General features: G+C 65.1%; 23 protein-coding genes and 3 tRNA genes. 3 read left to right on the forward strand and 23 right to left on the reverse strand.

The genetic code is table 11. The features are described from left to right. Window positions 1-3 precede the first annotated feature (3 nt). From WQQ_RS21890 to WQQ_RS21980, 20 genes are all read right to left on the reverse strand, one after another. The gene (locus WQQ_RS21890) at window positions 4-1,974 is read right to left on the reverse strand and encodes a heme lyase CcmF/NrfE family subunit (protein ID WP_007187464.1); all 1,971 of its coding nucleotides are present in this window, start codon (window positions 1,972-1,974) and stop codon (window positions 4-6) included. A 10-nt stretch (window positions 1,975-1,984) separates the two neighbouring features. Beyond that, the gene (gene ccmE, locus WQQ_RS21895; protein ID WP_040455309.1) at window positions 1,985-2,458 is read right to left on the reverse strand and encodes a cytochrome c maturation protein CcmE; all 474 of its coding nucleotides are present in this window, start codon (window positions 2,456-2,458) and stop codon (window positions 1,985-1,987) included. Next, window positions 2,451-2,615, reverse strand: a complete 165-nt coding sequence (ccmD, locus tag WQQ_RS23985) for a heme exporter protein CcmD (protein WP_237715108.1) — start codon at window positions 2,613-2,615, stop codon at window positions 2,451-2,453. The genes ccmE and ccmD overlap by 8 nt, the downstream gene beginning before the upstream one ends. Further along, window positions 2,608-3,351 (reverse strand): heme ABC transporter permease, encoded by a 744-nt coding sequence (locus WQQ_RS21900; protein WP_007187467.1) that lies wholly within the window; start codon window positions 3,349-3,351, stop codon window positions 2,608-2,610. The genes ccmD and WQQ_RS21900 overlap by 8 nt, the downstream gene beginning before the upstream one ends. A 6-nt stretch (window positions 3,352-3,357) precedes the next feature. After that, window positions 3,358-4,026, reverse strand: coding sequence for a heme exporter protein CcmB (gene ccmB / locus WQQ_RS21905; RefSeq protein ID WP_007187468.1), 669 nt, complete (start codon window positions 4,024-4,026; stop codon window positions 3,358-3,360). Next, the gene (gene ccmA, locus WQQ_RS21910) at window positions 4,023-4,613 is read right to left on the reverse strand and encodes a heme ABC exporter ATP-binding protein CcmA (RefSeq protein ID WP_007187469.1); all 591 of its coding nucleotides are present in this window, start codon (window positions 4,611-4,613) and stop codon (window positions 4,023-4,025) included. Before ccmA ends, ccmB begins: the two co-directional genes overlap by 4 nt. An 88-nt stretch (window positions 4,614-4,701) precedes the next feature. Further along, window positions 4,702-4,788, reverse strand: a tRNA-Leu gene (locus WQQ_RS21915). 62 nt (window positions 4,789-4,850) lie between these two features. Then, window positions 4,851-4,924 (reverse strand) — tRNA-Cys (locus WQQ_RS21920). Window positions 4,925-5,002: 78 nt separating this feature from the next. After that, window positions 5,003-5,078 (reverse strand) — tRNA-Gly (locus tag WQQ_RS21925). 114 nt (window positions 5,079-5,192) lie between these two features. Then, window positions 5,193-5,771 carry a CDP-diacylglycerol--glycerol-3-phosphate 3-phosphatidyltransferase gene (gene pgsA, locus WQQ_RS21930; RefSeq protein ID WP_007187470.1) on the reverse strand — a complete coding sequence of 193 codons (579 nt, stop codon included), beginning with the start codon at window positions 5,769-5,771 and terminating at the stop codon, window positions 5,193-5,195. 86 nt (window positions 5,772-5,857) lie between these two features. Next, the gene (uvrC, locus tag WQQ_RS21935; protein ID WP_007187471.1) at window positions 5,858-7,681 is read right to left on the reverse strand and encodes an excinuclease ABC subunit UvrC; all 1,824 of its coding nucleotides are present in this window, start codon (window positions 7,679-7,681) and stop codon (window positions 5,858-5,860) included. Window positions 7,682-7,719: 38 nt separating this feature from the next. After that, window positions 7,720-8,367, reverse strand: coding sequence for a UvrY/SirA/GacA family response regulator transcription factor (gene uvrY, locus WQQ_RS21940; protein ID WP_007187472.1), 648 nt, complete (start codon window positions 8,365-8,367; stop codon window positions 7,720-7,722). 29 nt (window positions 8,368-8,396) lie between these two features. Beyond that, complete coding sequence (locus tag WQQ_RS23405) at window positions 8,397-9,419, reverse strand: SRPBCC family protein (protein ID WP_007187473.1); 1,023 nt, start codon at window positions 9,417-9,419, stop codon at window positions 8,397-8,399. A gap of 116 nt (window positions 9,420-9,535) precedes the next feature. Continuing rightward, the gene (locus WQQ_RS23410) at window positions 9,536-11,686 is read right to left on the reverse strand and encodes an SdiA-regulated domain-containing protein (protein ID WP_007187474.1); all 2,151 of its coding nucleotides are present in this window, start codon (window positions 11,684-11,686) and stop codon (window positions 9,536-9,538) included. A 367-nt stretch (window positions 11,687-12,053) separates the two neighbouring features. After that, window positions 12,054-13,361, reverse strand: coding sequence for an isocitrate lyase (gene aceA / locus WQQ_RS21955; protein ID WP_007187475.1), 1,308 nt, complete (start codon window positions 13,359-13,361; stop codon window positions 12,054-12,056). Between the two features lie 241 nt (window positions 13,362-13,602). Further along, window positions 13,603-14,958 (reverse strand): MATE family efflux transporter, encoded by a 1,356-nt coding sequence (locus WQQ_RS21960; RefSeq protein WP_007187476.1) that lies wholly within the window; start codon window positions 14,956-14,958, stop codon window positions 13,603-13,605. 52 nt (window positions 14,959-15,010) lie between these two features. After that, entirely contained in the window at window positions 15,011-15,493 is a 483-nt protein-coding gene (gene rraA, locus WQQ_RS21965) for a ribonuclease E activity regulator RraA (protein WP_007187477.1), read from the reverse strand. Between the two features lie 35 nt (window positions 15,494-15,528). After that, complete coding sequence (locus WQQ_RS21970) at window positions 15,529-16,032, reverse strand: disulfide bond formation protein B (protein WP_007187478.1); 504 nt, start codon at window positions 16,030-16,032, stop codon at window positions 15,529-15,531. A 10-nt stretch (window positions 16,033-16,042) separates the two neighbouring features. Further along, window positions 16,043-17,563 carry a fumarate hydratase gene (locus WQQ_RS21975; protein WP_007187479.1) on the reverse strand — a complete coding sequence of 507 codons (1,521 nt, stop codon included), beginning with the start codon at window positions 17,561-17,563 and terminating at the stop codon, window positions 16,043-16,045. Between the two features lie 92 nt (window positions 17,564-17,655). Continuing rightward, window positions 17,656-18,972: a sigma 54-interacting transcriptional regulator gene (locus WQQ_RS21980; protein WP_007187480.1), complete on the reverse strand. Its 1,317-nt coding sequence runs from the start codon at window positions 18,970-18,972 to the stop codon at window positions 17,656-17,658. Window positions 18,973-19,218: 246 nt separating this feature from the next. On the opposite strand from WQQ_RS21980, the gene purB reads away from it, so the two are divergent. Then, complete coding sequence (gene purB, locus WQQ_RS21985) at window positions 19,219-20,586, forward strand: adenylosuccinate lyase (protein WP_007187481.1); 1,368 nt, start codon at window positions 19,219-19,221, stop codon at window positions 20,584-20,586. Next, on the forward strand, window positions 20,586-21,110 hold the full coding sequence (locus WQQ_RS21990) for a DUF7931 domain-containing protein (RefSeq protein WP_007187482.1): 525 nt from the start codon (window positions 20,586-20,588) through the stop codon (window positions 21,108-21,110). Before purB ends, WQQ_RS21990 begins: the two co-directional genes overlap by 1 nt. Window positions 21,111-21,117: 7 nt before the next feature. Here WQQ_RS21990 and WQQ_RS21995 read toward each other — a convergent pair whose 3' ends face one another. Together WQQ_RS21995 and WQQ_RS23990 are read right to left on the reverse strand one after the other, a co-directional pair. Continuing rightward, a complete protein-coding gene (locus WQQ_RS21995; protein WP_007187483.1) occupies window positions 21,118-21,522 on the reverse strand; it encodes a hypothetical protein in 405 nt (134 codons plus the stop codon). A 1-nt stretch (window position 21,523) separates the two neighbouring features. Further along, a complete protein-coding gene (locus tag WQQ_RS23990) occupies window positions 21,524-21,826 on the reverse strand; it encodes a DUF1289 domain-containing protein (RefSeq protein WP_237715109.1) in 303 nt (100 codons plus the stop codon). Between the two features lie 47 nt (window positions 21,827-21,873). Here WQQ_RS23990 and WQQ_RS22000 point away from each other — a divergent pair, with 47 nt between their 5' ends. Further along, complete coding sequence (locus WQQ_RS22000) at window positions 21,874-22,500, forward strand: hypothetical protein (RefSeq protein WP_157534836.1); 627 nt, start codon at window positions 21,874-21,876, stop codon at window positions 22,498-22,500. Between the two features lie 111 nt (window positions 22,501-22,611). Here the strand turns inward: WQQ_RS22000 and WQQ_RS23415 are convergent, their stop codons facing one another. Next, window positions 22,612-23,850: an OmpA family protein gene (locus WQQ_RS23415; RefSeq protein WP_007187486.1), complete on the reverse strand. Its 1,239-nt coding sequence runs from the start codon at window positions 23,848-23,850 to the stop codon at window positions 22,612-22,614. Window positions 23,851-23,964: the final 114 nt, after the last annotated feature.

The raw sequence follows: 23,964 nt of genomic DNA on the forward strand, positions 1-23,964 counted from the left end.
AGCTCAGGCCGCCACGGAGCCGGCGGGCGACGTCGCCGTCGCGGGCTTGCGCTCGAGCCGGTAACGGCGATCGCTTGCCGCGACGATCCCGCCGAAGAACATCAGCAGGCCGCCGAACCAGACCAGACGCATCATCGGCTTGTAGTAGAAGCGCAGCGCCCAATCCTGCTCGCCGATCGGCTCGCCGAGCGCCACGTAGAGATCGCGCCTCGGGGTGTGATCGACCGCCGCCTCGGTCATGACGCTGCGCTGCGACGGATACAGCCGCTTCTCGGGCGTCAGCAGCGCGATCTGTCGGCCATTCTTCTCGACGAGCACGCGGCCGGTGTCACTCTTGTAGTTCGAGCCATTCACGGGCTCCACGCCCTGGAACGTGAAGTCATAGCCGCCGATGTCGGTGGCCTGCCCGGGCGCCAGACGCACGTCCTTTTCGACGCTGAACAGGCTCGTGAAGGTGACGCCGAGCACCCACACGCCGAGCCCGAGATGGGCCAGCGTCATGCCCCAGGTGCCGGCCGGAATCGAGCGCAGCGCGGCGATCCGATCGCGCTTGGAACGCAGGCGATGCAGCACGTCGAGCATCGACCCCGCCAGAACCCAGACCGCGAACACCGAGCCGACGATCGCGAGCCAGTTCCAGCTGCCTTCGAGCACGAACGGCAGCAGACCGCCCACGACCAGCGCCACGATCGCAACCCAGCGCAGGCGCGACACCACGTCCGCGAACTTCGCGCGCTTCCAGCCCACCAGCGCCGAAACGCCGACGAGCAAGGCCAGCGGGGACATCAGCGGCAGGAACACCGCGTTGAAGTACGGCGGGCCGACCGAAACCTTGCCGAGCCCCAGCGCATCGGCGATCAGCGGATACAGCGTGCCGAGCAGCACCGCGGCGCCGGCCGCGACAAGGAAGACGTTGTTGAGCAGCAGCACGCCTTCACGCGAGAACAGCTGCACTTCGGCCTCGGAGACCAGCTTGTGCGCGCGCGCCGCATAGAGCGTCAGCGCGCCGCCGAGCACGGCGCCGAGAAACACCAGGATGAAGGTTCCGCGTGCCGGGTCGGTGGCGAACGCATGCACGGAGACGAGCACGCCCGAGCGAACCAGGAAGGTGCCGAGCAGCGACAGCGCGAACGCGAGAATCGCCAACAGCACGGTCCAGCTCTTGAGCACGCCGCGCTTCTCGGTGACCGCCAGCGAATGGATCAGCGCGGTGCCGATCAGCCAGGGCATGAACGAGGCGTTCTCGACCGGATCCCAGAACCACCAGCCGCCCCAGCCGAGTTCGTTGTACGCCCACCACGACCCGAGCGTGATGCCCATGGTCAGGAAGGTCCAGGCCATCGTCGTCCACGGCCGCGTCCAGCGCGCCCAGGCCACGTCGAGCTTGCCCGTCACGAGCGCCGCGATCGCGAACGCGAAGGCCACCGCGCAGCCGACGTAGCCCATGTAGAGCGTCGGCGGATGAATGATCATGCCGGGATCCTGCAGCAGCGGATTGAGGTCGCGACCTTCGGGCGGAACCGGAAACACGCGCTCGAACGGATTGCTGACGGTCAGCAAGAACAGCAGAAAGCCCACCGCGATCGCGCCGAGCGTGGCGAGTACGAGCGCGGCGATGTCGGGCGGCAGGCGCTTGCTCGACAGCGAGACCGCGAAAGTCCAGCCCGACAGCATCAGCACCCACAGCAGCAGCGAGCCTTCGTGCGCGCCCCAGACCGCGGTGAAGCGGTAGATCAGCGGCAGGTCCGAGTGCGAATTGCTGGCGACGTAAAGCAGCGAGAAATCGCCCTGCACGAACGCCAGCGTCAGAATCGCGTAGGCCAGCAGCACGAGCGGAAACTGCGTCTGCGCACCGCTCACGCCGATCGCGAGCAGACGCGAATCGCGGCGCAGGTAGCCGATCACCGGCAGGATCGCCTGAGCGATCGCGACACCGAGCGCGAGCACCAATGCGTAGTGGCCAATCTCCGCCATCGCCTACTCCTTACTCGCCTGAACTTGCCGACTGCACCGACTTGAACGGCGCGCAGGAATGCTTGCCATCCGGCGTCGTCAGCGATTTTGCGAGCTCCGGCGGCATGTAATTTTCGTCGTGCTTGGCAAGCACTTCTTCGGCCGTGAACTGGCCGTCGTCGCCGAGCTGTCCGGTGGCGACGATGCCCTGACCTTCGCGAAACAGATCCGGCAGGATGCCGTCGTAGCGCACCTTCACCTTCTGCGCGCAATCGGCGAGCGTGAAGCTCACGAGCAGGCCTTCGCCGCGCTGCAGGCTGCCCTGCTCGACCAGGCCACCGAGCCGCAGCCGCGCATGCTTGGGCGCGTTCTGCGCCACCAGATCGCTCGGCGTGTAGAAATACATCATGTTCTTGCGAAAGGCCGTGAAACCGAGCACCGCCGCCAGCGCGATCCCGCCGACCAGCACGCCCACCCACAGCATTCTGCTTTGACGCTTAGTCATCGTCTTTCTCGCTCTGGCCTTCGGCCAGTTGCTGGATCACGCTGCGACGGCGCAGGGCGGGCGTCACGAGGTTCCAGACCAGCACCAGCACGAACACGCCGAAGCTGCCCCAGACGTACGCGGCATAGCCGCCCATGGAGAGAAAGGAACTAGACATCGAAGCTCAGCATGCGTTCACGAACCCAGGACGAATGACGCTCGCGCAGCAGCAATTCGTTCTGCACGCGCCGGATCACCGCCCAGGCGAAGAACGTCATGCAACCCACGCTCATCGACAGCAGCGGCCACAGCATGTCGGCGGCGATGCTCGGCTTGCCGATCTTCGACACCGTCGGGCCCTGGTGCAGGCTGTTCCACCATTCCACCGAGTAATGCACGATCGGCACGTTGACCACGCCGACGAGCGCGAGCAGGCCGCAGGCACGAGCCGCGGTGCGCGGATCTTCGAAGGACTGATTCAGCGCGATCACGCCGAGATACAGAAACAGCAGCACGAGTTCGGACGTCAGCCGCGCATCCCAGACCCAATACGCGCCCCACATCGGCTTGCCCCAGAGCATGCCGGTGACGAGCGCGAGCGCGGTGAAGCTCGCGCCGACCGGAGCCGCGCAGACCACCACGCATTCGGCGAGCTTGATGCGCCAGATGATGGCGACGAAAGCCGCCGACGCCATCGCGCTGTAGCCGAACAACGAGAGCCATGCGGCCGGCACGTGGACGTAGATGATGCGAAAGGCTTCGCCCTGCTGGTAATCGGCGGGCGCGAGCACCAGGCCGCCGATCAGGCCGTAGCCGATCAGCAGCGCAGAGGCGATCGCGAGCCACGGCGCCCAGCGATCAGCCAGGCGATAGAACGCGGGGGGAGAAGCGAGTCGATGGAACCAGGTCCACATGCCCATTCAGTCGAAGCTATTACGCAAGGCCGCGGTAGCGGCGATAGGCAGCAGGCACAGACCCAGCGCCAGAAGAGAGCCCAGCAAGTATAACGGACCACCTGCGGACAGGCCGTTGGCTGCTGCGCGCGCAGCACCCGAGCCGAAAATCACGATCGGCCCGATCATCGGCAGCACCAGCACGGGCAGCAGCACGCCGGCGCGCGGCAGGCCCACCGTGAGCGCCGCCGCGAAGCCGCCGATCAGGCTCAGCATCGGGGTTCCGAGCAGCAATCCGGCGAGCAGCGCAGGCAGCACTTCGGACGGCGTGCCGAGTTGCAGGGCCAGCGGCGCCGCGATCAGCGACAGCGGCAATCCACTCAGTATCCAGTGACCGATGAGCTTGGCGTAGATCACCGGGAAAGGCCCCGATTCGCAGAGGAAGACCTGCTCGAGCGTGCCGTCCTCGAAGTCGCCGCGAAACAGCCGATCGAGCGTCAGCAGCGCCGACAGCAGCGCGCCCATCCACAAAATGGCCGGAGCGAACGCGGACAGATGCGGATCGTTGGGCTTGCCGCCGAGCGCGAACAAGGTCACCACGATCAGATAGAACAACGGCGGCATCAGCCACTCGCCCTTGTGACGCATCGCCAGGCCGAGTTCGCGAGCGATCGCGGCACCGAACGCGCCGATCATCGTGCGAGCTCCAGCACCGTCAGGCGCTCGTCGATCACCGGCAGCGGTTGATGACTCGTCACCAGCGCGGCGCCGTTCTTGGCCAGATGTTCGTCGATGATCTCGGCGAAGCGCAGCAAGCCTTCGGCATCGAGCGCGCTGAGCGGCTCGTCGAGCAGCCAGAGCTTGCGCGGCACCGCGAGCAGGCGCGCCAGCGCGGCGCGGCGCTTCTGGCCGGCCGACAAAGTTCTCGCCGGACGATGGCGCAGCCTGGAGAGCCCGAGCCGATCGAGCGCCTGCACGGTGGCGGCGCCTTCGGCGCCTTGCAAAGCGCACCAGAACCGCAGGTTCTCGATCACGCTCAGATCGGGGTTCAAGGCGTTCTTGTGCCCAAGCCAGTGCAGGCCGCCTTCGGGCCGCTCGACCCGCCCGGACACCGGGGCGCGCAATCCGGCAAGCACTTCGAGCAGCGAGGTCTTGCCGGCGCCGTTGCGCCCCTTGAGATGCAACACGCTGCCCGCATGCAGCGTCAGCGACAGCTCGCTGACCAGGACGCGGTCACCGCGTCCCAGCGACAAGTCATGGGTGCTGAGCAGGGCGGGCGTCATGGGCGCGCATCTTAGCCGATGACAACGCGCAAGCCTTGATTCGAGACAAAAATACCAAGGCAAGAACCATTTGCGACGAAGCCCGCGTTGGTGCCCGAGGCCGGAATCGAACCGGCACAACCGTGAGGTCGAGGGATTTTAAGTCCCTTGTGTCTACCAGTTTCACCACTCGGGCGAGCGACTTTCGCAATATCGCGGACAGGCTCGCGCAGAGCGCTTCGCACGAAGATTGGAAAATGGAGGCTGGGGTCGGAATTGAACCGGCGTACGCGGATTTGCAGTCCGCTGCATGACCACTCTGCCACCCAGCCAGGGTGTCTAAGTCTACTCGCTGACCGAGGTCAGGAGTGAAAGAAAAAACCCCGGTTTACCCGGGGTTTTCATAAGCCTGGAGCGGGAAACGGGATTCGAACCCGCGACCTCAACCTTGGCAAGGTTGCGCTCTACCAACTGAGCTATTCCCGCGAAGAGGCGCGCATTTTAGCGTTTGAAGCCTCTGTGTCAACAACCTTTTTTGAAATTCCTCGAAAATCTTTTTTTGCCGTTTTGCTTGCAATCCGGCGCTTTCTCAAAACCTGCTCAAAGCGGATGGTCTTCCTTCATGTAAGGCCAGGCCGCCTTGAGGTAGAGCAGCATCGACCACACGGTCAGCACGGCCGCGATGAACAGGATGCCGAAGCCGATCTTGTAGATCGGGATGCCGTAGAACGGGATGCCCCAGAGCATCATGCCGATGGCGACCATCTGGAAAATGGTCTTGAACTTGCCGACCTTGCCGACCGCCACGCTCGTGCGCTGGCCGAGTTCGGCCATCCATTCGCGCAGGGCCGAGATCGTGACCTCGCGGCCGATGATGATGGCGACGAGCACCGCGAGCAGCCGCCCTCGCCCTTCGGCGACCTCGGCATCGAGCAGCATGATCAGGGTGACGGTGACGAGCAGCTTGTCGGCGACCGGGTCGAGAAAGGCGCCGAACTTGGAGGTCTGCCCCCACTTGCGGGCCAGGTAGCCGTCGATCCAGTCGGTCACGCAGGCCGCCGCGTAGAGCAGCGTCGCGATCTGGCGCGAGTGCTCGATCGGCAGATAGAACAGAACCAGCACGACCGGAATCACAGCGACGCGCAGCACCGTGAGCAGGTTGGGCAGGTTCATGTTCATGGGCCGAGTATCAGCTTTTTTTGACTTGCGTGCGCTTTTACCCAGGCCCGACCTTCGTCGCGATGAACCGCCGTCCGGCGAGCCGCTCAGTCGCGGTAGAACGCATAGATGCGCTCGGCCAGCGTGCGGCTCACGCCCTCGACCTGGGCGAGCTGGTCGACCGTCGCGCGCCGCAGCTGCGTGGTGCCGCCGAAGGCGTTGAGCAACGCGCGCCGGCGCGCCGGCCCCAGGCCCTCGATCGATTCGAGCCCCGACGTGAGCCTGGCCTTCTCGCGACGGCCACGATGCCCGGTGATCGCGAAGCGATGCGCCTCGTCGCGTATGCGCTGGATCAGGTGCAGCGCCGGCGAATCGGCCGCGAGCCGCAGCGGAAATTCCATCTCGGGAAGAATCAGTTCTTCGAGGCCCGGCTTGCGCGTCGGGCCCTTGGCGATCGCGACGATGCGCAGGTCTTCGATGCCGAGTTCGTCGAGCGCCTCGAGCGCCGAATTGAGCTGGCCCTGGCCGCCGTCGATGAACAGCACATCGGGCTTCTGCACTTCGCCGTTCTTGATGCGCGCGAAACGCCGCCCAACGGCCTGCTTGATCGCGGCGTAGTCGTCTCCGGGCGTGATGCCGTCGATGTTGAACTTGCGATAGCTCGCCTTGACCGGCCCGCCTTCGCCGAACACCACGCACGAGGCCACCGCTTTCTCGCCGCGCGTGTGGCTGATGTCGAAGCACTCCATGCGCTTGGGAGGATGTTCCAGATCGAGCGCGCGCTGCAGTTCGAGCAGGCGCTGATCCATGCTCGCGGATTCGACGAGCCGCGTCGACAGCGCCTGCAGCGCGGTGTTCTGCGCGATCTCGACGAGCTGCAGCTTGGCGCCGCGCTGCGGATGCCGGATCGCGACCTTGCGACCGGCGTGCTGGCTGATCGCCTGTTCGAGCCAGTCGAGATCCTCGAGTTCGTGGCTGATCAGGATTTCGGGCGGCGCCGGATACTGCGCGTAATGCTGGCTGATGAAGCTGTCGAGCAGCTCGCTGATTTCGGCATGCGGCGGATGCTTCGGAAAGTGGCTGCGATGGCCGAGATTCACGCCATCGCGCACGCTCATCACGACGACGCAGCTCGAACCCGCATGCGGCGCGACGGCGACCACGTCGAGCGCATCGGCGCCGCCGGTCATCACGCGGTTCTCGCGCACACGCTTGAGCGCGGCGATCTGATCGCGCAGGCGCGCGGCGAGTTCGAACTCCAGGGCTTCGGACGCCTGTTCCATTTCGGTTCCGAGTTCGCGCGCGAGCTCGTCGCCTCGGCCTTCGAGCAAGCGCCCGGCCTTGGCGATGTCCTTGGCGTAGTCCTCGGGCGAAATCAGGTTCACGCAGGGCGCGCTGCAGCGCTTGATCTGGTGCTGCAGGCACGGCCGTTCGCGATGCGCAAAGAAGCTGTCGCGGCAAGGCCGCAGCCGGAACAGCTTCTGCAAGGTGTAGAGCGTCTCGCGCACCGCGGTCGCGTTCGGGAACGGGCCGAAATAGCGATCGGGCGGCGTCTTCGCGCCACGGTAGTAGCTGATGCGCGGATAGCGGTGCGCGCTGATGCGCACGTATGGATAACTCTTGTCGTCGCGATACATGACGTTGTATCGCGGTCCGTACTCCTTGATCAGGTTGTTTTCGAGGATCAGCGCCTCGTCTTCGGTGCGCGTCACCGTGACTTCGATGCGCCGGATCTGCGAGACCATCGACTCGATGCGCGGGTTGCCCGAGGCGCGCAGGAAGTACTGTCCGACACGCTTCTTGAGATTGCGCGCCTTGCCGACGTACAGCAGCTCGTCCGCGCCACCGTACATGCGGTAGACGCCCGGATGCGTGGTGAGCTGCGACAGGAATGCGCGGGAATCGAAACTGTCTGCGGGAGAAGACGCCATCGTCGATCAGCGCCGGCGCAACGCGCCGGCTGTGAGAATCACGGCCCTGCCTTGTCTTCCAGCAGGCCGTAACGCATCGCCATGCGCGTGAGCTCGACGTCGTTGGTGACGTTGAGCTTCTCGAACAGGCGATAGCGGTAGGTGCTCACGGTCTTCGGCGACAGGTGCAGGCGGTCTGAAATCTCCTGCGTGCCGTAGCCCTTGGTGACCATCAGCATGACCTGGGTCTCGCGCTGGCTGAGCTGCTCGAACGGCGAATTGCCGCTGCCGCGCACGAGCGTCGCCGCGAGGTTACCGGCGACGTCGGCCGCCACGTAGTGACCGCCCGCATGCACGCGTCGAATGGCCGCCACCACTTCGTCGGCCGCCGAGTCCTTGCTCAGGTAGCCCGCGGCGCCGCCGGCCAGGAAACGGCTCGGATACGGCTCTTCCATGTGCATCGAGACGGCGATGACCTTGGTCGTCGGCGAGCGCTGCAACAGGCGGCGCGTGCATTCGAGGCCGCCGATGCCCGGCATGTTGATGTCCATGAGCACGACATCGGGAGAATGTTCGCGAGCGAGATCGAGCGCCTCTTCGCCGCTGCTGGCTTCGGCAACGACGCTCATGTCGGAAACTTCCTGCAACACACGGCGAAGTCCGGCTCGGACGAGGCGGTGGTCGTCCACCAGCATGATCTTGATCATCGTTCCCTGAGTATACCGATCGCTGAAAACTACTTGATGGGCCAGTAAAGGTCGGTGGCGGAATCCGCTACCGGCGTCGTTGCCGGATCGGTCGTGCTTTGCTCCCAGATGTCGCCGTTGTCTTCGAGCCCGGCGACCGTCTTGAACGTGCGCAGGGCCGCGAAAATGGAGGTGATCGCCGCGTCAGTGCGCTCGTGGCGCGCGTAGAGCACCCATCCCTGGTAGCTCTTGCCGCACTGAACGCCGCCTTCTTCGGTGGCGGCGGTGCAGGCTTGATCCAGGGGAACCGCGACATCGAACTTCCAGATTCCGCCCGGCTCGTCGACGCCATGCGTGATCGTGAGCGGAGCGCCGGCCGGGCGCTGCCCGCTGGCCGCGAGAAACTGGCCGATGCGCGCCCTGGCAGCGGCAATCACCGGCGCCGATTCGGCATGCGGCGCTTCGCCGGCCAAGCTCGCCAGCGGACGTGAAGGCAGCTCGCGAATCTCGATGGGGACGGCGGTGAAATCGTCCTTCGGCAGGCTTTCGACCAACGACTCGAGGCGGCTCAGGCCTTTCTCGAAATCGGGGCCGATCATGCGGTCGAACAGCAGGCCGAAGTAGCGATTGAGCAGGTCGCCGCCGAAGCCGGTGTCCATCGCCCAGACCAGCCGTGTGCCCTCGCCTTCGGGCGTCAGCGTATAGGTCAGCTGGTTTTCGGTGGACATGCTGTCGAAAGACAGGCGCACCTTGACCATCGAATACGGCGTTACCTCGAGAATTTCCTGGCTGCCGCCGCCGACGTTCGGATCGTCGCTTTGCCACTTCTGCCGCGCACCGGGGCCGAACGGCGCGCCGGAATACTGGTATTGGGTTTTCGGGTCCAGATCGGCCCAGGGCGACCAGCGATTGAACTGCTTGAAGCCGCCGAGCACCGCATAAACCGTTGCGGGCGGCGCCTCGATGACCGTGCTGCGCTCCACATGCGCCTCGTCCGGCAGGAAAAAACCCACGCCGACCGCAGCCACGACGAAGATGACGAAGGCGATGAACAGCCCACTGAGCACACGCATCCAATTTCCCCGGCCACTTGGGCCAACCCCTTGTCGGCGAACCTTAATGGAGCCTTGGGAGCCCGGCAAGGGAAGCCGCTCCGATGCGCAGCGGAGCGGCCGGGATTGGCTTTGATTCAGGGCGGCGGAAACATCGAACCGGTTTCACCGAGTTCGAATCCGCCCACTTCCCGCACTTCCCAGTTGCTGGAATCACGCACCAGCGTGCGCAACAGAGCCAGGTCGCTGCGATCGTAGGCGTCGGAGAAGCGCGCGTTGTCCGCGTCGAAGTGGATGTAACTGCCGGCCGCATCGAGCTCGGGCGGCAGGTCGCCCGCAGCGTCACCGATATTGATCGCCGCCAGGAAGCGATCGAGCTCGATCGCTCCGGCAGCGGAGATTCGTCCGCGGAACGCGTAGTAGGTTTCGGCGTCGGTGCTGATGCCTCCACCGTTACGGCCGACGACCACGCCGCGATCGGCCACCAGAACGCTGCCGACCTGGAGGGTGACGACGGTGCCCGCCGCGTAGTCGGCATCCGCGCTCCAGATGAAAGCCGCCTCGTTGGCCGGGAAGCTCTGCGTCGCCGCGTTGTAGTCGCGATCGGTGAAGCCAATGGGCGTACCCGCGACGATGTCGCGCATCAGGATGAAGGCGAACGCCTCGGGCGTATCGCCGTTGATGCCGAGGAACAGCAGATCGCCCGCAGCGAGTTCGGTCTGCGGCTGCGTACCGGTCGCTCCCATCGTGAAATCGAAGGCGCGGTCTCCGGCGATGCCCGAATACGCATTGCCGGCGAGGTCCACGATGACGCCGCCAGCGATCTGCACGTTGTAGCGCACACCCGCGTGCAGCGCCGGATTCGGCCGAATCTCCACGCCGTTGTCGGCGATGCCGATCTGGCTCGCATCGTCGATCGCGATGTTGCGGACGTCGTCGTCGGCACCGCTGACCACGATCTTGCCGCTACCGGCTTTCACGGGCTCGCTGAAGCTCAGCGTGATCCGGTTGCCGGTGACCGACACCGCGTTGTCGACCGGCGCGGTGCCCGTGAGCATCGGCGGACGTGTTTCGTTGCGCGTCGTGAACGAGAGGCTGAAAGCCGCCGACTCGCGGCGGGTCGAGGCCGGCCTGGCCTTCACGAGCGAAGCCGGAGCCTGCACCGTATACGTCGCCAAAGGCCGCAGCGGCTCGCTCAGCTGCACGACGAGGACATTGCCATCGATGCGGAGCTGCTCGGCATCGTCGAGCGCGATCGTGCGCACGTCGTCACTGCCGTTGCTGATCGTGAGCTGGCCCGCTCCCGGGTTGATCGGCGTTTCGAAGCTCAGGTAAAGCCGGCTGTCGATGCCGACGTCGCTTGCGCCGTGCGTCGGCTCGTAAACCCAGAGCTGCGATCGCCCCACGCCACCGCCGGCTTCGTTGACGAGATAGAGCTTGCCGTCGCGATCGGTGGTCACACCCTCGTGCTGCGGCAGCTGGCCCACGTCGAGCCGGCTCAGCACCTTGCCATCGCGATTCATCTTGAGCAGCAGGCCCGATTCCTCGCTGAGCACGAGCAGGTCGCCACGGTCTGCGGCCGTCGAAGCCAGCGTGTTCGCCAAGGCCCACACATCGCCGAAATCCGCCACGCCCGCGCGGTTCGGAGCGAACAGGTTGGTCGAGTTCTCGGTTTCGGGCGAGCCGTTGGATGCCGTGCGGGTTTCGAAATCGATGGCGGTCTGGAAGATGCCGAGCGGCCCCTTCTCCCTGACCAGAATGAAACCGCTCGTGAGCGGGTCGTAGCTGATGCCTTCGAGCCCGTGGGTCGTGGTCGTTTTTCCGAGCTTGACCACGTTCACGCCGGCCGGCGTCAGCGCGGTGCCGGCGACGTAAGTGAAGCGATCGATCTGGCGCAAACGTTCTTCGACAACGACGAACTGCCCGCTGCCGAGATAGGCGATGCCTTCGGGACGCGCGAGAAAGCTGGCCTGCGCGTCTTCGCCCTCACCCTTGAGAAAACGCATGGAGCCGATGAACTCGCCGGTCTTGCGGACCTCGATCACCGAACTGCCGTGGTCGCCGATGACGAAAAGCGTATCGGTGTCGCCGTTGTAGGTGACACCCGAAGCCGCCACGCCACGCAGATCGGCGCCTTCGGCGGCCGGCAGGTCGTAGCGTGCGGCGAGTGAGTAATTGGCCAGGTCCAGCGATTGCCCCGGCGCAGTGAAAGCAAGCTGCGGAGCGGGCAACGGAACCGGAGGCGGCTCGTCCTCTGAACCACCGCCGCCGCCACAAGCCGACAGCATGGACACTCCCACGACAGCCAACAGCGCAGCCCGCAGCACAGGCCCCGAAACCGCCATCTTCCCCATTCCCGTCGACCCCGATCGCAAGGGCGGGAAACTAGAGGCAGACGATGACAACGCGGTGACAGTGGAGCGCGGTCATCCCAGAGAGCAAAGCACGCTCCGGAAACAGAAAAGCCCGGACTTTCGTCCGGGCTTTTCGTCACGGCGGAAGGCTTGCGTGGTGGGATTCCAGCTAACCCGGTTCTCTTTCACGCTGCCCTTTGCGAACCGCTTGAAGCTCGATCCGCATCGACTTTGCGTACAAGAAGACTCGCGACGCTGGATCCCCGGCTGGCGCCGGGGCCCCTCCACGCTGCTCGCTTCTTTAGTGAAACTGCTCTTCTTCGGTCGAGCCCGTGAGCGCCTTGACCGAGGAGCTGCCGCCCTGGATCACGGTGGTCACGTCGTCGAAGTAGCCGGCGCCGACTTCCTGCTGGTGCGAGACGAAGGTGTAGCCCTTCTCGCGGGCCGCGAATTCCGGCTCCTGCACCATGTTCACGTAGTGCTTCATGCCTTCGCCGCGCGCGTAGGCGTGGGCGAACTGGAAGGTGTTGTACCAGTTGACGTGGATGCCCGCGAGGGTGATGAACTGGTACTTGTAGCCCAGCGAGGACAGGTCTTCCTGGAACTTGGCGATCTGCGCGTCGTTGAGGTTCTTCTTCCAGTTGAACGAGGGCGAGCAGTTGTAGCTCAGCAGCTTGCCCGGGTTCTTGGCGAGCACGGCCTGGGCGAATTCACGCGCGAAGCCGATATCCGGCACGCCCGTTTCGCACCACACCAGATCCGCGTACGGAGCGTAGGCGACGCCGCGGCTGATGGCCTGTTCCAGACCATTCTTGACGCGGTAGAAACCTTCCTGCGTGCGCTCGCCGGTGACGAAGGGCTTGTCGTTGGCGTCGTGATCCGACGTCAGCAGGTTGGCGGCTTCGGCGTCGGTACGGGCGAGCACGATGCTCGGCACGCCCATGACGTCGGCGGCGAAGCGCGCGGCGACCAGCTTCTCGATGGCTTCGGAGGTCGGCACCAGCACCTTGCCGCCCATGTGACCGCACTTCTTCACAGCGGCCAGCTGGTCTTCGAAGTGCACGCCGGCGGCACCGGCGGTGATCATGTTCTTCATCAGTTCGAAGGCGTTCAGCACGCCGCCGAAACCGGCTTCGGCATCCGCCACGATCGGCAGGAAGTAGTCGACGAACTCCTTGGAGCCCGGCTCGACGCCGCGCGACCACTGGATTTCGTCGGCGCGCTTGAAGGTGTTGTTGATGCGGCGAACCATCGTCGGCACGGAGTCGTACGCATAGAGCGACTGGTCCGGGTACATGGTTTCGCTGGTGTTGCCGTCGGCGGCGACCTGCCAGCCGGACAGGTAGACCGCTTCGAGGCCGGCCTTGGCCTGCTGCATGGCCTGACCGGCGGTGATCGCGCCGAACGCGTTCACGTAGCCCTTCTTGGCCTCACCGTTGACGAGCTTCCAGAGCTTCTCGGCGCCGCGCTTGGCCAGCGTGTATTCCGGCTGCAGGCTGCCACGCAGGCGAACCACGTCGGCGGCGGTGTAGTTGCGCTTGACGAGCTTCCAGCGGGGGTTGGTCGCCCAGTCGTGTTCCAGGGCCTTGATTTGCTCTTCGCGGTTCATTGGCAGCGATTCCTCTAGGGATTGAGAAGACAGCGGTGTCATGCGGCTTTCACACCCCGAAACAGGGTGCCAGCGGGCGCGGATCATAGCGAAGCACGGGGCCGTTTCGCAATGCAGCATCTGTAAGACTTTAGTATTCCATATTTAATAAATATGGATAAATGCGCAGCCAAACATGCCGCCAATCGAATTCGGCTCGTCGACGGATGAATGGGTGCTGATCTACTGTCGAAACAGGGACTTAGACGACCGAAGCGTCTCTCGAAAAGCCCCTCAGGCGAGCTTTCAGAAAAAGCAGATTGAGGGCCGCCTGAAGGATCGTGGCGACGACCGAAAGGCGCCAGATCCAGCCCGGCGCAAAATCGGAATGGCGGGACAGCAGAGAGGCCGGCAGCAGGATCACGGTGATGCGTATCGCCGAACTGATCAAAGAAGGCCGCGTGTTACCGAGCCCGGAGAACATGCCGGAGCAGGCGAACACCACGCCCGTGGCGAGCAGATTCCACGAAATCCAGCGCAGGAAATCGGCGCCGTAGGCGACCACCGCCGCGTCGTCGGTGAACGGGCGGAACAAGGCATCCGGCACCAGGTGGAAAGCGACCACGAAGACCAGGCAACCGCCCAGCGACCATTTGAGTGCGAGCCACAAGGCCTCGACGACACGATCGTGCTGGCGCGCACCGAAGTTCTGACCGACGATCGCCGCAGTCGCGAACGAGACCGCCATCGACGGCATCATGCCCATCTGCAGAATGCGCATGCCAATGCCGAACGCTGCCTGCGGCTGTGGACCGAACGGGCGCAGCAAGGCCATCACGCTGATCAGGTAGAGCCCCATCAATCCGAATTCGAGACCCGACGGCAGGCCGATGCCGACCATGCGCTTCCAAAGCGCGGTCTGCGGCTTCCAGGCAGCGGAATCGCGGCCGAAAAACTGCCCGCTACGCAGGACGTGGGTCAGCATCACGGCGAACCCGATGGCCACCGACACCAGGGTCGCAAAGCCCGCTCCGCCGACGCCGAGCTCGACGCCGGTTCCCCAGCCGAAAATCAGGATCGGGGCGAGCACGATGTTGAGCAGCACCGTGCCGATCTGCGTGAGCGTCGAAATGCGCACGTTGCCGACTCCGCGCAGCGTGGCGCCCAGCACCATACTCGGGATCTGCAGCGCCAGCGATGGCACGAATCCGTTGAGGAACTCGACCACGAGTTCGGCCGTGTGACGGTCTCCGGCCAGGGTCTCGGCGTAGAGGCGCCGGCCGAAAAAGAACAGCAGCCCCAACAGTCCGCCGAGCAGCAGAGCGAGCAGCAGAGCCTGGTTGAACAAGGCCCGGACCGCCGGCTGATCCTTGCGCCCCATCGCCTGGGCGACCAATGCGGCCGCACCGACCGACAGCACCTGCCCGGCCGACATCACCACCATCATCAGATTGCTGCCGAGCGCGACCGCGGCGACCGCCTCGGCGCCCAGGCGACCGACCCAGAGCAGGTCGACGATGCCGTAGAGCGTCTGCACGATCATCGTCACGAGCATGAAGCCGCTCATGCGCAGCAGATGCCCGCGAACCGGCCCGCCGGTCAGGTCCTGCATGGCCATAGCCGATCTCTGGATGGATGAAACGCGCCGCGACGAGCGGCTCTGGACAGGCTCAGCCGTGCAGCGGCTGTTCCGAGACCACGATGCCGTCGGCGTCGGCGTAGAGCCAGTCGCCATTGCGGAAGGTCACGCGGGCAAAGCTCACGGGTTTGTCGGAGACCGCGCTGTGCAGGCCCTTTTCGCTCTTCTTGGGATGCAGGCCGAGCGCCTTGATGCCGATCGCCTGCGTCGCGATCTCGGCCGAATCGCGGATGTAGCCGAACACCACGATGCCGGCCCAGCCGTTCTTCACGCCGAGCACGCCCAGGTTGCCGCCGACCAGCGCGCAGCGATCCGACCCACCGCCATCGACGACGAGCACGCGCCCTTCGCCGGGTGTTTCGAGCGTGGAACGCACGAGCGCGTTGTCCTCGAACACCTTGATCGTCTTCACCTGCCCGTGAAACGCGGTCTTGCCGCCGAAATCGCGAAAGATCGGCGCCGCGACCGGCGCATCGGGATGGGCATCGGAGAGATCGGTGGTGGCGAACGACATGACGAAGATCCTGAAGAAGTCGAAAAACGAAGGAATCAGCGGGCGCGACGGGCCAGCAGCGGCGTGGCGAGCGCGAGCACGATCAGCACGGCGAAGGTGATCAGCGTCCAGCCCGGCAGCGAAATGCCGAGCAGTTGCGCATCGATGCGGGCGCAGTTGCCGTCACCCTTGAGGATCATGGTCACGACCTCGCCGAGCGGGAACATGTCCATGAGGTAATCGAGCGTCGGGCCGCAGGCCGGCACCTTGTCGGGCGGCAGCGACTGCAGCCAGACATGACGACCTGCGATGCCCGCGCCGACGCCCGCGGCGAGCGCCGCGAGCACCGAATAAAGCCATTGCGGAGCCGCCGCCTTCGGACCATGCAGCGCCCCGAGCAGGAAGAAGATTCCGGCCACGAACATCGCCACGCGCTGGAAGATGCACATCGGGCAAGGCTCGAAGCCCATGAACTTCTGCAGCACGACGATGGCGAACAGCAGCGCGCCGATGCACAGCAGAAAGCCCAGGAAACTCAGACCGCGATAGCTCGATAGCATGGGGCTCGCCTCAGGCCACGGCGACCGGAATCTTGCCGATCTTGGCCTGCCAGATCTTCGGGCCGGTCTCGTGCACGGACTCGCCCTTGGAATCCACCGCCACCGTCACCGGCATGTCCTGAACTTCGAACTCGTAGATCGCTTCCATGCCCAGGTCTTCGAAGCCGACGACCTTGGCCGCACGGATCGCCTTGGCGACCAGATACGCCGCACCGCCGACCGCCATCAGGTAGGCGCTGCCGTGCTTCTTGATCGACTCGATCGCGGTCGGGCCGCGCTCGGACTTGCCGATCATCGTGATCAGGCCGGTCTGGGCGAGCATCGTCTCGGTGAACTTGTCCATGCGCGTCGCCGTGGTCGGGCCGGCCGGGCCGACGACTTCGTCACGGATCGGATCGACCGGGCCGACGTAGTAGATGGCGCGATTGGTGAAATCCACCGGCAGCTTCTCGCCCTTGGCGAGCATGTCGGCGATGCGCTTGTGGGCAGCGTCGCGGCCCGTGAGCATCTTGCCGTTGAGCAGCAGGGTCTGGCCGGGTTTCCAGCTGGCGACTTCTTCCTTGGTCAGCGTGTCGAGGTTCACTCGCTTGCTGGTTTCGAGGTTGGCCTTCCAGGTGACCTGCGGCCAGTCTTCGAGCTTCGGCGTCGGCAGTTCGGCCGGGCCGGAACCGTCGAGGTGGAAGTGCACGTGACGCGTCGCCGCGCAGTTCGGGATGATCGCCACCGGCAGGTTGGCCGCGTGGGTCGGATAGTCGAGCACCTTGACGTCGACGACCGTGGTCAGGCCGCCGAGGCCCTGGGCGCCGATGCCGAGCGCATTGACCTTCTCGAACAGCTCCAGACGCAGCTCTTCGGCGCGCGTCTTGGGGCCGCGGGCGATGAGTTCGTGGATGTCGACCGGCGCCATCAGCGATTCCTTCGCCAGCAGCATCGCCTTTTCGGGCGTGCCGCCGATACCGACGCCGAGGATGCCCGGCGGGCACCAGCCGGCGCCCATGGTCGGGATCGTCTTGAGAATCCAGTCGACGATCGAATCGCTCGGGTTGAGCATCGCCATCTTCGACTTCGCTTCGGAACCGCCACCCTTGGCGGCGCAGATCACTTCGAGGTGATCGCCGTCGACGATCTCGTAGTGGATCACCGCGGGCGTGTTGTCCTTGGTGTTGTTGCGCTTGCCGGCCGGATCGGCCAGCACAGAGGCGCGCAGCTTGTTGTCCGGGTGGTTGTAGGCCCGGCGAACGCCCTCGTTGATCATCTCGGTGACGGACAGCGTCGCGTCCCATTTCACGTGCATGCCGACCTTCAGGAACACGGTGGCGATGCCGGTGTCCTGGCAGATCGGACGCTTGCCCTCGGCGCTCATGCGCGAGTTGGTCAGGATCTGCGCGATGGCGTCCTTGGCCGCCGGGTTCTGTTCCTTCTCGTAGGCCTCACCGAGCGCGGTGACGTAGTCGAGCGGATGGTAGTAGCTGATGTACTGGAACGCGTCGGCAATCGACGCGATGAAGTCTTCCTGGCGGATCGTGGTCATGAGGGCTGGGAGCTTGCGGGGCGTAGAAACGACGCCGCGCATGCTACCGGAATTACCGCGCCCTCGCCCCCGCCCGCCCTCGCCGCGGGGCCTCAGGCCGCCGCGTAGATCTTGTGGCTGTGGTGCGTCTTCGGCTCCCAGAGCGCGATGCCGTGCTCGACTTCTTCGGCCTGGATCAGCTCGCCAGCGCCCACCGAAGCGGTATCGACGAAGGCTGCTTCGAGCACGCGCGTCAGCGAGCGCACGTTGCCGTGCCAGCGACAGTCGCGAATCGCCTTCCAACCACCTTCGGTCAGGCCGAGCGGCGCTTTCCAGGAACCGCACTTGGCGCCCAGGCGCGCCAGCGTGGTGGCGATGACCGCGATCATGTCCTCTTCGCGCTTGTGCAGCTCGGGCACTTCGAGAATCGCCGCTCCCATGCGCGTGAACTCGTCGAGGTTGACCGAGTTCTGCAGTGTCTCCCAGCTGCGGTTGCTCGCGAACAGGATCGCGCAGTGGATCGGCTGCTTGGCCGAGGCGCCGTAAGGCAGGTACTGGCCGTTGTCGAGCGCCTCCATGAGCACTTCCATGACCGGGCCGGTGACACCGTGCGCCTCGTCGATGAAGCAGACGCCGTCCCGCGCGTGCAGGAACGATCCGGTGCGCGCGCCAGCCCCCGGGAACGCGCCCGAAACATGGCCGCAGAGCAGCGACTTGATCGCGGCCTTGTCGCCGGTGGCTTCGGCCGCGAGGTTCACCGAAACGAAGCGGCCCTTGTTGCGCACCAGCCAGTAGTAATAGGCGAACGAGGTCTTGCCGGAGCCCGGACCGCCGAGCAGGTAGGCGCGCGTGACGCCGTTCTCGGCGAAGCCGCGAATACGCGCCGCAAGCTTGTGCAGCTGCGGCGAGAACGTGAAGAAATTCTTGTAGGCGGTGTTCTCGATCTCGGGCGACACCGGCATGCGGATGACGTTGTCCTCGGTCACCGCGGTGAGCCGGTCGGGCAAGTGCTGGGCCACGGCTTCGACGCTGTTGGCGAGAATCAGGCGCGTACCCGATAGCTTGCCGGCGTTGGCGCGTGCATCGAGCCAGCGGCCGAGCGCCGCGAGCTGCGTGGTGCTGATCGCGACGATCAGCGTGGTCTTGTGCCCGGCCGCGCGCTGCACCAGCACCGCGTCGGCGATCGCATCGAGCTGCGAAGGCTCGAGATGCAGCGCCAGCACGAACGGGGCGTCGATGCGGATCGAACCCGCAGCCGCGGCGACCTCGACGTTCTGCGACTCCGGCAACTGCCGCTCGAGCTCGATGCGCGTCGCCGGGTCGGACAGCAGCCCGCCACTCGCGAAGACCTTGACGAAACTAGCCCCCGCCGAAGTCTTGCCCGCGAAGCCTTCCGTCTCGCGCTTGACCGTTTTCCCTATCCCCAGCATGACTCACCTCGTTCCGTTGGTCGCCGCCCAGGCGATCTGGCTTCAAGCCTAGGGGCTGATCCGGGCGTCACCGCGGCAGTGCCGATGAACCCGGCGATAGCGCCGATCAGCGGCGGAACGACAACGGATCAGGGGTCGCGTTCCGACTTCAGCGGCGCGGGCGCGCCTCTTTTTACCGCTTCCGTGCGGCAACCGCGAGCCGCCCGTCGGCTAGAATAGGCCTCATCTCCCGCCTCGCCCTTCACGATGAATCTGACTTCGCTGTCCGCCATTTCGCCCGTCGACGGCCGTTACGCCGAGAAGACCGTCAGCCTGCGTCCCATCTTCAGCGAGTTCGGGCTGATGAGGTATCGCGTCATCGCCGAGGTTCGCTGGCTGCAGGCCCTCGCCGCCCATCCGGGCATTCCGGAGGTGCCGGCGCTGTCGCCGGACGCCAACGAGCGCCTCGAAAAGATCCTGCAGGGCTTCGACGTGACCGAGGCCCAGCGCGTCAAGACCATCGAGCAGACCACCAACCACGACGTCAAGGCCGTCGAGTACTACCTCAAGGAAAAGATCGGCAGCCATGCCGAGCTCGCCCGCATCCGCGAGTTCATCCACTTCGCCTGCACCTCCGAGGACATGAACAACCTCTCGCACGCGATGATGCTGCGCGATGCGCGCAGCCAGGTGCTGCTGCCCTGGCTCGATAGGCTCATCGCCCTGATCGACGTCAACGCCAAGCGCCTCGCCGATCAACCCATGCTCACGCGCACGCATGGCCAGCCGGCGTCCCCGAGCACGCTCGGCAAGGAGCTCGCGGTGTTCGTGCATCGCCTGCGCCGCCAGCGCGAGCAATTCGCCGCAGTGCCGCTGCTCGGCAAGGCCAACGGCGCAGTCGGCAACTACAGCGCGCATCTGGCCGCGTATCCGGAGGTGGACTGGACCGCGTTCGCGAGCGCCTTCGTCTCCGGCCTGGAGCTGGAGCTGTCGCCGGCCACCACGCAGATCGAGCCGCACGACTACATCGCCGAGTACTTCCACGTCCTCACGCGCGTCAACACGATCCTGATCGATTTCTGCCGCGACGTCTGGGGCTACATCTCGCTCGGCTACTTCCGCCAGAAGACGGTCGAAGGCGAAGTCGGCAGCTCGACGATGCCGCACAAGGTCAATCCGATCGACTTCGAGAACGGCGAAGGTAACCTCGGAATCGCCAACGCGATCCTGCAGCACCTCGCGGAGAAGCTGCCGATCTCGCGCTGGCAGCGCGACCTCACCGACTCGACGGTGCTGCGCAACCTCGGCGTCGGCGCCGCGCATTCGCTGATCGCCTACCAGTCGATCGAAAAGGGCATGAAGAAGCTCGAGGCCGATGCCTGGCGCCTCGGCCGCGATCTCGACGACAACTGGGAAGTGCTCGGCGAGGCGATCCAGACCGTCATGCGCCGCTACGGCCTGCCCGAGCCGTACGAGCAGCTCAAGCGCCTCACGCGCGGACAGAAGATCGGCCGTGATGCGATTCGCGCCTTCGTACAGGAACTGCAGATTCCGCCGGCGGATCGTGATCGCCTGCTCGCGATGACGCCAGCGAGCTATCTCGGCAACGCAGCCCAGCAGGCCAAGCCGGACTGATGTCGGCCGATCCGACTTCAGGCTGCAATCCAGTCGCGTCCACAGAGCCGACACCGGAGTCGGTTCTCGGCCATCTGGAATTCGCCGACAAGGCCGCGCAGATGCTGCGCGGCGCGCGCAGTGAAGTGGTGATCTTCTCGCACGATCTCGATCGCCGCATCTACAGCAGCGAATCGCTGGTCAGGCTGCTGCGCGGCTTTCTGCTCGAGCATCGGCGCGGTCGCCTGCGCGGTATCGTGCAGTCACCACGCAGCGCCCTGCAGGGCGCGCATCGGCTCGTCGAACTCGCCCGTTCGCTGTCCAGCCGCATGGAATTCCGCGAATGCGCCGAGGGCTGGCGCGCGTCGGGCGAGGAATATCTGATCGTCGATCAGCGTCAGCTGCTCATCAAGGGCGATCGGCACGAGGTCGAAGCCCGCTACTACGCCGATGCGCCGCTGCTCGCTCGCGAACAGCTGCGCCAGTTCGAAAACGCCTGGCAGGCCTCGACGGTGTCGCGAGAGTTTTCCGACTTGAAGCTCTGACATCCGATCAGGCGTTGAGAGCGGCCTGCCGCTTTTCCCAGGCCGCGAGCTCTTTGCGGTAACGCGAGAGATTGAACAACAGCCCCAGAGCGCAGATGGCCAGATGCAAGGCGCAGAAGAACACGCCTTGCTTGAGATAGTCGAACGACAGAAAGCCCAGCATCAGGCTCAACGCGGCCGCGACGACCATCAGCACCAGCACGAGCGAAAAGCGCGCCATCAACGACTGGCGCGCGGCGGCCGAGATCAGCAGCAGGGCGAGCGGTATGCCGGTCGCCGCCATGTAGCGATAGTCCAGCCTGGGCAACAGGTGCAGGTTGGCGGCGAAGAAATGCGGAGCCCACCAGAGCAGCGCGCCGATCGCTAACAATACGTACGAGGCCAAACCCAGACTTTGCAGAAAACGGCTCATCTCATTGTTCCTTGCAACCGGAGGATGGTGACGCGGCGTCGGAAACCGCCTGCAGTATAGCCAGCCGCCTTGCGGCCTCGGCCTTGATTCGCCGCTGACGATCGGCCGTCGCTCTCGCCCACTCGGCGATCTCGGAAAGCGACCGGCCACAGCCCACGCAAAGCTGGTCCGCGTTGAGCTGGCAGATGCCGACGCAAGGCGACTGCACGGACGCCGAGACGACGGAAGACGAAGGCAATGGAGTGGTCACCGATGGGCAATTGTGACGATAGTCGTGACCGATTAAACCATGGGACGCGAGCATCCCGCACCGCTACACTAAGTCTTATCCACAGCCACTCGACGACGTTCATGACACTCGCGTCCCGCTCCCGTTGGTTGCTCGCCTTGGCGATGATGCAAACCAGCCTCGTGACCGGCGGTTGCGCGTCGAACCCGGCGAGCATCGGCGTCCTGCCGGAAAGCTACGCGGAGCGCCTCTCCTACACCGACCGACTGGCCTCCGGCTTCAAGGTCAGCGGTGAGCGGCGCCACGTGCTGCAGTACTACGTCTCGGACACCATTCATCTCGTGCGATCGTCCTCCGGCGGCCAAAGCGGCGTTCGCGATGGACGCCTGGTGAGCAGCAGTTCGCAGGCGGTGCGCGAGATCGTGATCGACAGCGGAACGCCGGGCGTGGTGCTCGCGAGCGGGCCGCGCTGGATGGCGGTGAGCTTCGAGCCCGGCAGCTATCTGTACTTCATATCCGATGCCCCGCGTTCGGTCTGGCTCGGCAACGAATACGACCGCGAGCGCTATTACCTCTACCTGCCCGACTGGAACGGCCAGGGCGGCACGGTGAAGATCGGCAACACGAGCTACGTGGCCGTCGACAGCAGCATTCGTGCGCATCTGATGGTCGATCGCGAAAGCTTCAGCAGCCTGGATGCCGAGCAGCGCCGCCAGCCCGGGCGCCTGCTGTATCCGAACGCGCCGTAGTCTCGATCCGGGCGCGCCGCCCTGCTCCGCGCCGAAGAAATCCGCAGCAAAGAAAAAGCCCCGCAGTTGCGGGGCTTTTTCTTTTCCAACCTCGGCGATCGCCGACCGACCTTACTGTTTCTCGATGACCTTGACGTCGAGTTCGTCGAGATCGACTCGGCGATTCTTCGCGCGGCCTTCTTCGGTGTCGTTGCTCGCAACCGGACGCGTCACGCCGTAACCCTCGACGAACAGGCGATAGCGGCTCACGCCCTTGTCGACGAGATACTTGCGCACATTTTCGGCGCGCAACAGCGAGAGCATGAGGTTGTAGTCGGAACGGCCCGTGCCATCGGTGTGACCGGCGACTTCGACGACCAGATCGCGCTGGCCGTTGAGGCCGACCGCGGCCTGATCGAGCAGCGTCTTGGCCTCCGGCGTCAGCTCGGCCGATGACTTGGCGAAGCGCACGTTGTCGAGCACTACCTTGCCGCCGACCACGCAGCCTTTTTCGTCGACGGTCGCACCGGCGGGCGTCGTCGGGCAGGCGTCGGAATCGTCCGCAACGCCGTCGCCATCGGTGTCGACGACTTCGGCCGGAGCGGCCGGGCAACCGTTCGCATCGACCGGCGTGCCTTCGGGCGTGCCCGGGCAGAGGTCGAGCGTGTCCGGAACGCCGTCACGATCGGAGTCGACCGAGCAATCCTTGCGGCCGGTCACCGGATCGACCACGGCGAGGCCGCAATCGGCTTCGAGCGGTGCAGCGGTCTGCGGTTCTTCGACAGCGGCGCCGCGACCGAGCGGATACCACAGACCCACACGCAGCTGCGTATCGAGCAGGAAGCTCTTGTCGGCGACCGCATCGTCGGGGAAGGAGCCGATCAAGCGCACTTCGGTGCGCAGCGAAAGCCCGCTCCTGGACAGCGGAAAGCCGATGCCCGCGCCGGTGGTCAGCGCCGGCGCATAGTGATCGTCGTTGAGCACGTCGTCGTAGACCAGGCCGACGCCGCCGAGCACGTACGGAATGAAACTCGGCAGGTAGGATTCGAGGCCCTCGCTCTGCTCCCAGCCGAACAGGCCGAAATGATGCACGTAGCTTGCGAACAGGCCGACCTGCTTGTCGCTGCCGCCGGCCTTGCGATCGCGCTGCAAGCCGTAGACATCGAACTCGATGCCGCCATTGGTCTGGCTTGCGAGCGGAATCTGGAAGCTCAGCTGGCCACCGAAACCATCGTCGGAATCGCGATCGCTATCGGGAAATTCGTACAGCGCGCCGCCGCCGACCACGTAAGGCAGATCGTCCTGCGCAGATGCCGACGACGACATCCAACCGGCCAGCGCCATCGCGGCCCCTGCTACCCATCGCTTCATTCCCCTGCTCCCTGACAAGCTCATCATCTTTAATGGTTTTTGGCGCGGACCACGCGCCTTGCGCGACTGTACGGAAGCCGGGCGCCGGCTTCAATCCAGACCGAAGACGAGGAA

This window comes from Hydrocarboniphaga effusa AP103 (assembly GCF_000271305.1).
In the GTDB taxonomy this organism is placed as follows: domain Bacteria; phylum Pseudomonadota; class Gammaproteobacteria; order Nevskiales; family Nevskiaceae; genus Hydrocarboniphaga; species Hydrocarboniphaga effusa.

Bases quoted from the DNA above. Each gene is read 5' to 3' on its own strand.
- WQQ_RS21890 (WP_007187464.1), bottom strand. From the start codon at position 1,974: ATGGCGGAGATTGGCCACTACGCATTGGTGCTCGCGCTCGGTGTCGCG.
- ccmE (WP_040455309.1), bottom strand. From the start codon at position 2,458: ATGACTAAGCGTCAAAGCAGAATGCTGTGGGTGGGCGTGCTGGTCGGC.
- ccmD (WP_237715108.1), bottom strand. From the start codon at position 2,615: ATGTCTAGTTCCTTTCTCTCCATGGGCGGCTATGCCGCGTACGTCTGG.
- WQQ_RS21900 (WP_007187467.1), bottom strand. From the start codon at position 3,351: ATGTGGACCTGGTTCCATCGACTCGCTTCTCCCCCCGCGTTCTATCGC.
- ccmB (WP_007187468.1), bottom strand. From the start codon at position 4,026: ATGATCGGCGCGTTCGGTGCCGCGATCGCTCGCGAACTCGGCCTGGCG.
- ccmA (WP_007187469.1), bottom strand. From the start codon at position 4,613: ATGACGCCCGCCCTGCTCAGCACCCATGACTTGTCGCTGGGACGCGGT.
- pgsA (WP_007187470.1), bottom strand. From the start codon at position 5,771: ATGAACATGAACCTGCCCAACCTGCTCACGGTGCTGCGCGTCGCTGTG.
- uvrC (WP_007187471.1), bottom strand. From the start codon at position 7,681: ATGGCGTCTTCTCCCGCAGACAGTTTCGATTCCCGCGCATTCCTGTCG.
- uvrY (WP_007187472.1), bottom strand. From the start codon at position 8,367: ATGATCAAGATCATGCTGGTGGACGACCACCGCCTCGTCCGAGCCGGA.
- WQQ_RS23405 (WP_007187473.1), bottom strand. From the start codon at position 9,419: ATGCGTGTGCTCAGTGGGCTGTTCATCGCCTTCGTCATCTTCGTCGTG.
- WQQ_RS23410 (WP_007187474.1), bottom strand. From the start codon at position 11,686: ATGCTGTCGGCTTGTGGCGGCGGCGGTGGTTCAGAGGACGAGCCGCCT.
- aceA (WP_007187475.1), bottom strand. From the start codon at position 13,361: ATGAACCGCGAAGAGCAAATCAAGGCCCTGGAACACGACTGGGCGACC.
- WQQ_RS21960 (WP_007187476.1), bottom strand. From the start codon at position 14,958: ATGGCCATGCAGGACCTGACCGGCGGGCCGGTTCGCGGGCATCTGCTG.
- rraA (WP_007187477.1), bottom strand. From the start codon at position 15,493: ATGTCGTTCGCCACCACCGATCTCTCCGATGCCCATCCCGATGCGCCG.
- WQQ_RS21970 (WP_007187478.1), bottom strand. From the start codon at position 16,032: ATGCTATCGAGCTATCGCGGTCTGAGTTTCCTGGGCTTTCTGCTGTGC.
- WQQ_RS21975 (WP_007187479.1), bottom strand. From the start codon at position 17,563: ATGACCACGATCCGCCAGGAAGACTTCATCGCGTCGATTGCCGACGCG.
- WQQ_RS21980 (WP_007187480.1), bottom strand. From the start codon at position 18,972: ATGCTGGGGATAGGGAAAACGGTCAAGCGCGAGACGGAAGGCTTCGCG.
- purB (WP_007187481.1), top strand. From the start codon at position 19,219: ATGAATCTGACTTCGCTGTCCGCCATTTCGCCCGTCGACGGCCGTTAC.
- WQQ_RS21990 (WP_007187482.1), top strand. From the start codon at position 20,586: ATGTCGGCCGATCCGACTTCAGGCTGCAATCCAGTCGCGTCCACAGAG.
- WQQ_RS21995 (WP_007187483.1), bottom strand. From the start codon at position 21,522: ATGAGCCGTTTTCTGCAAAGTCTGGGTTTGGCCTCGTACGTATTGTTA.
- WQQ_RS23990 (WP_237715109.1), bottom strand. From the start codon at position 21,826: ATGCTCGCGTCCCATGGTTTAATCGGTCACGACTATCGTCACAATTGC.
- WQQ_RS22000 (WP_157534836.1), top strand. From the start codon at position 21,874: ATGACACTCGCGTCCCGCTCCCGTTGGTTGCTCGCCTTGGCGATGATG.
- WQQ_RS23415 (WP_007187486.1), bottom strand. From the start codon at position 23,850: ATGAAGCGATGGGTAGCAGGGGCCGCGATGGCGCTGGCCGGTTGGATG.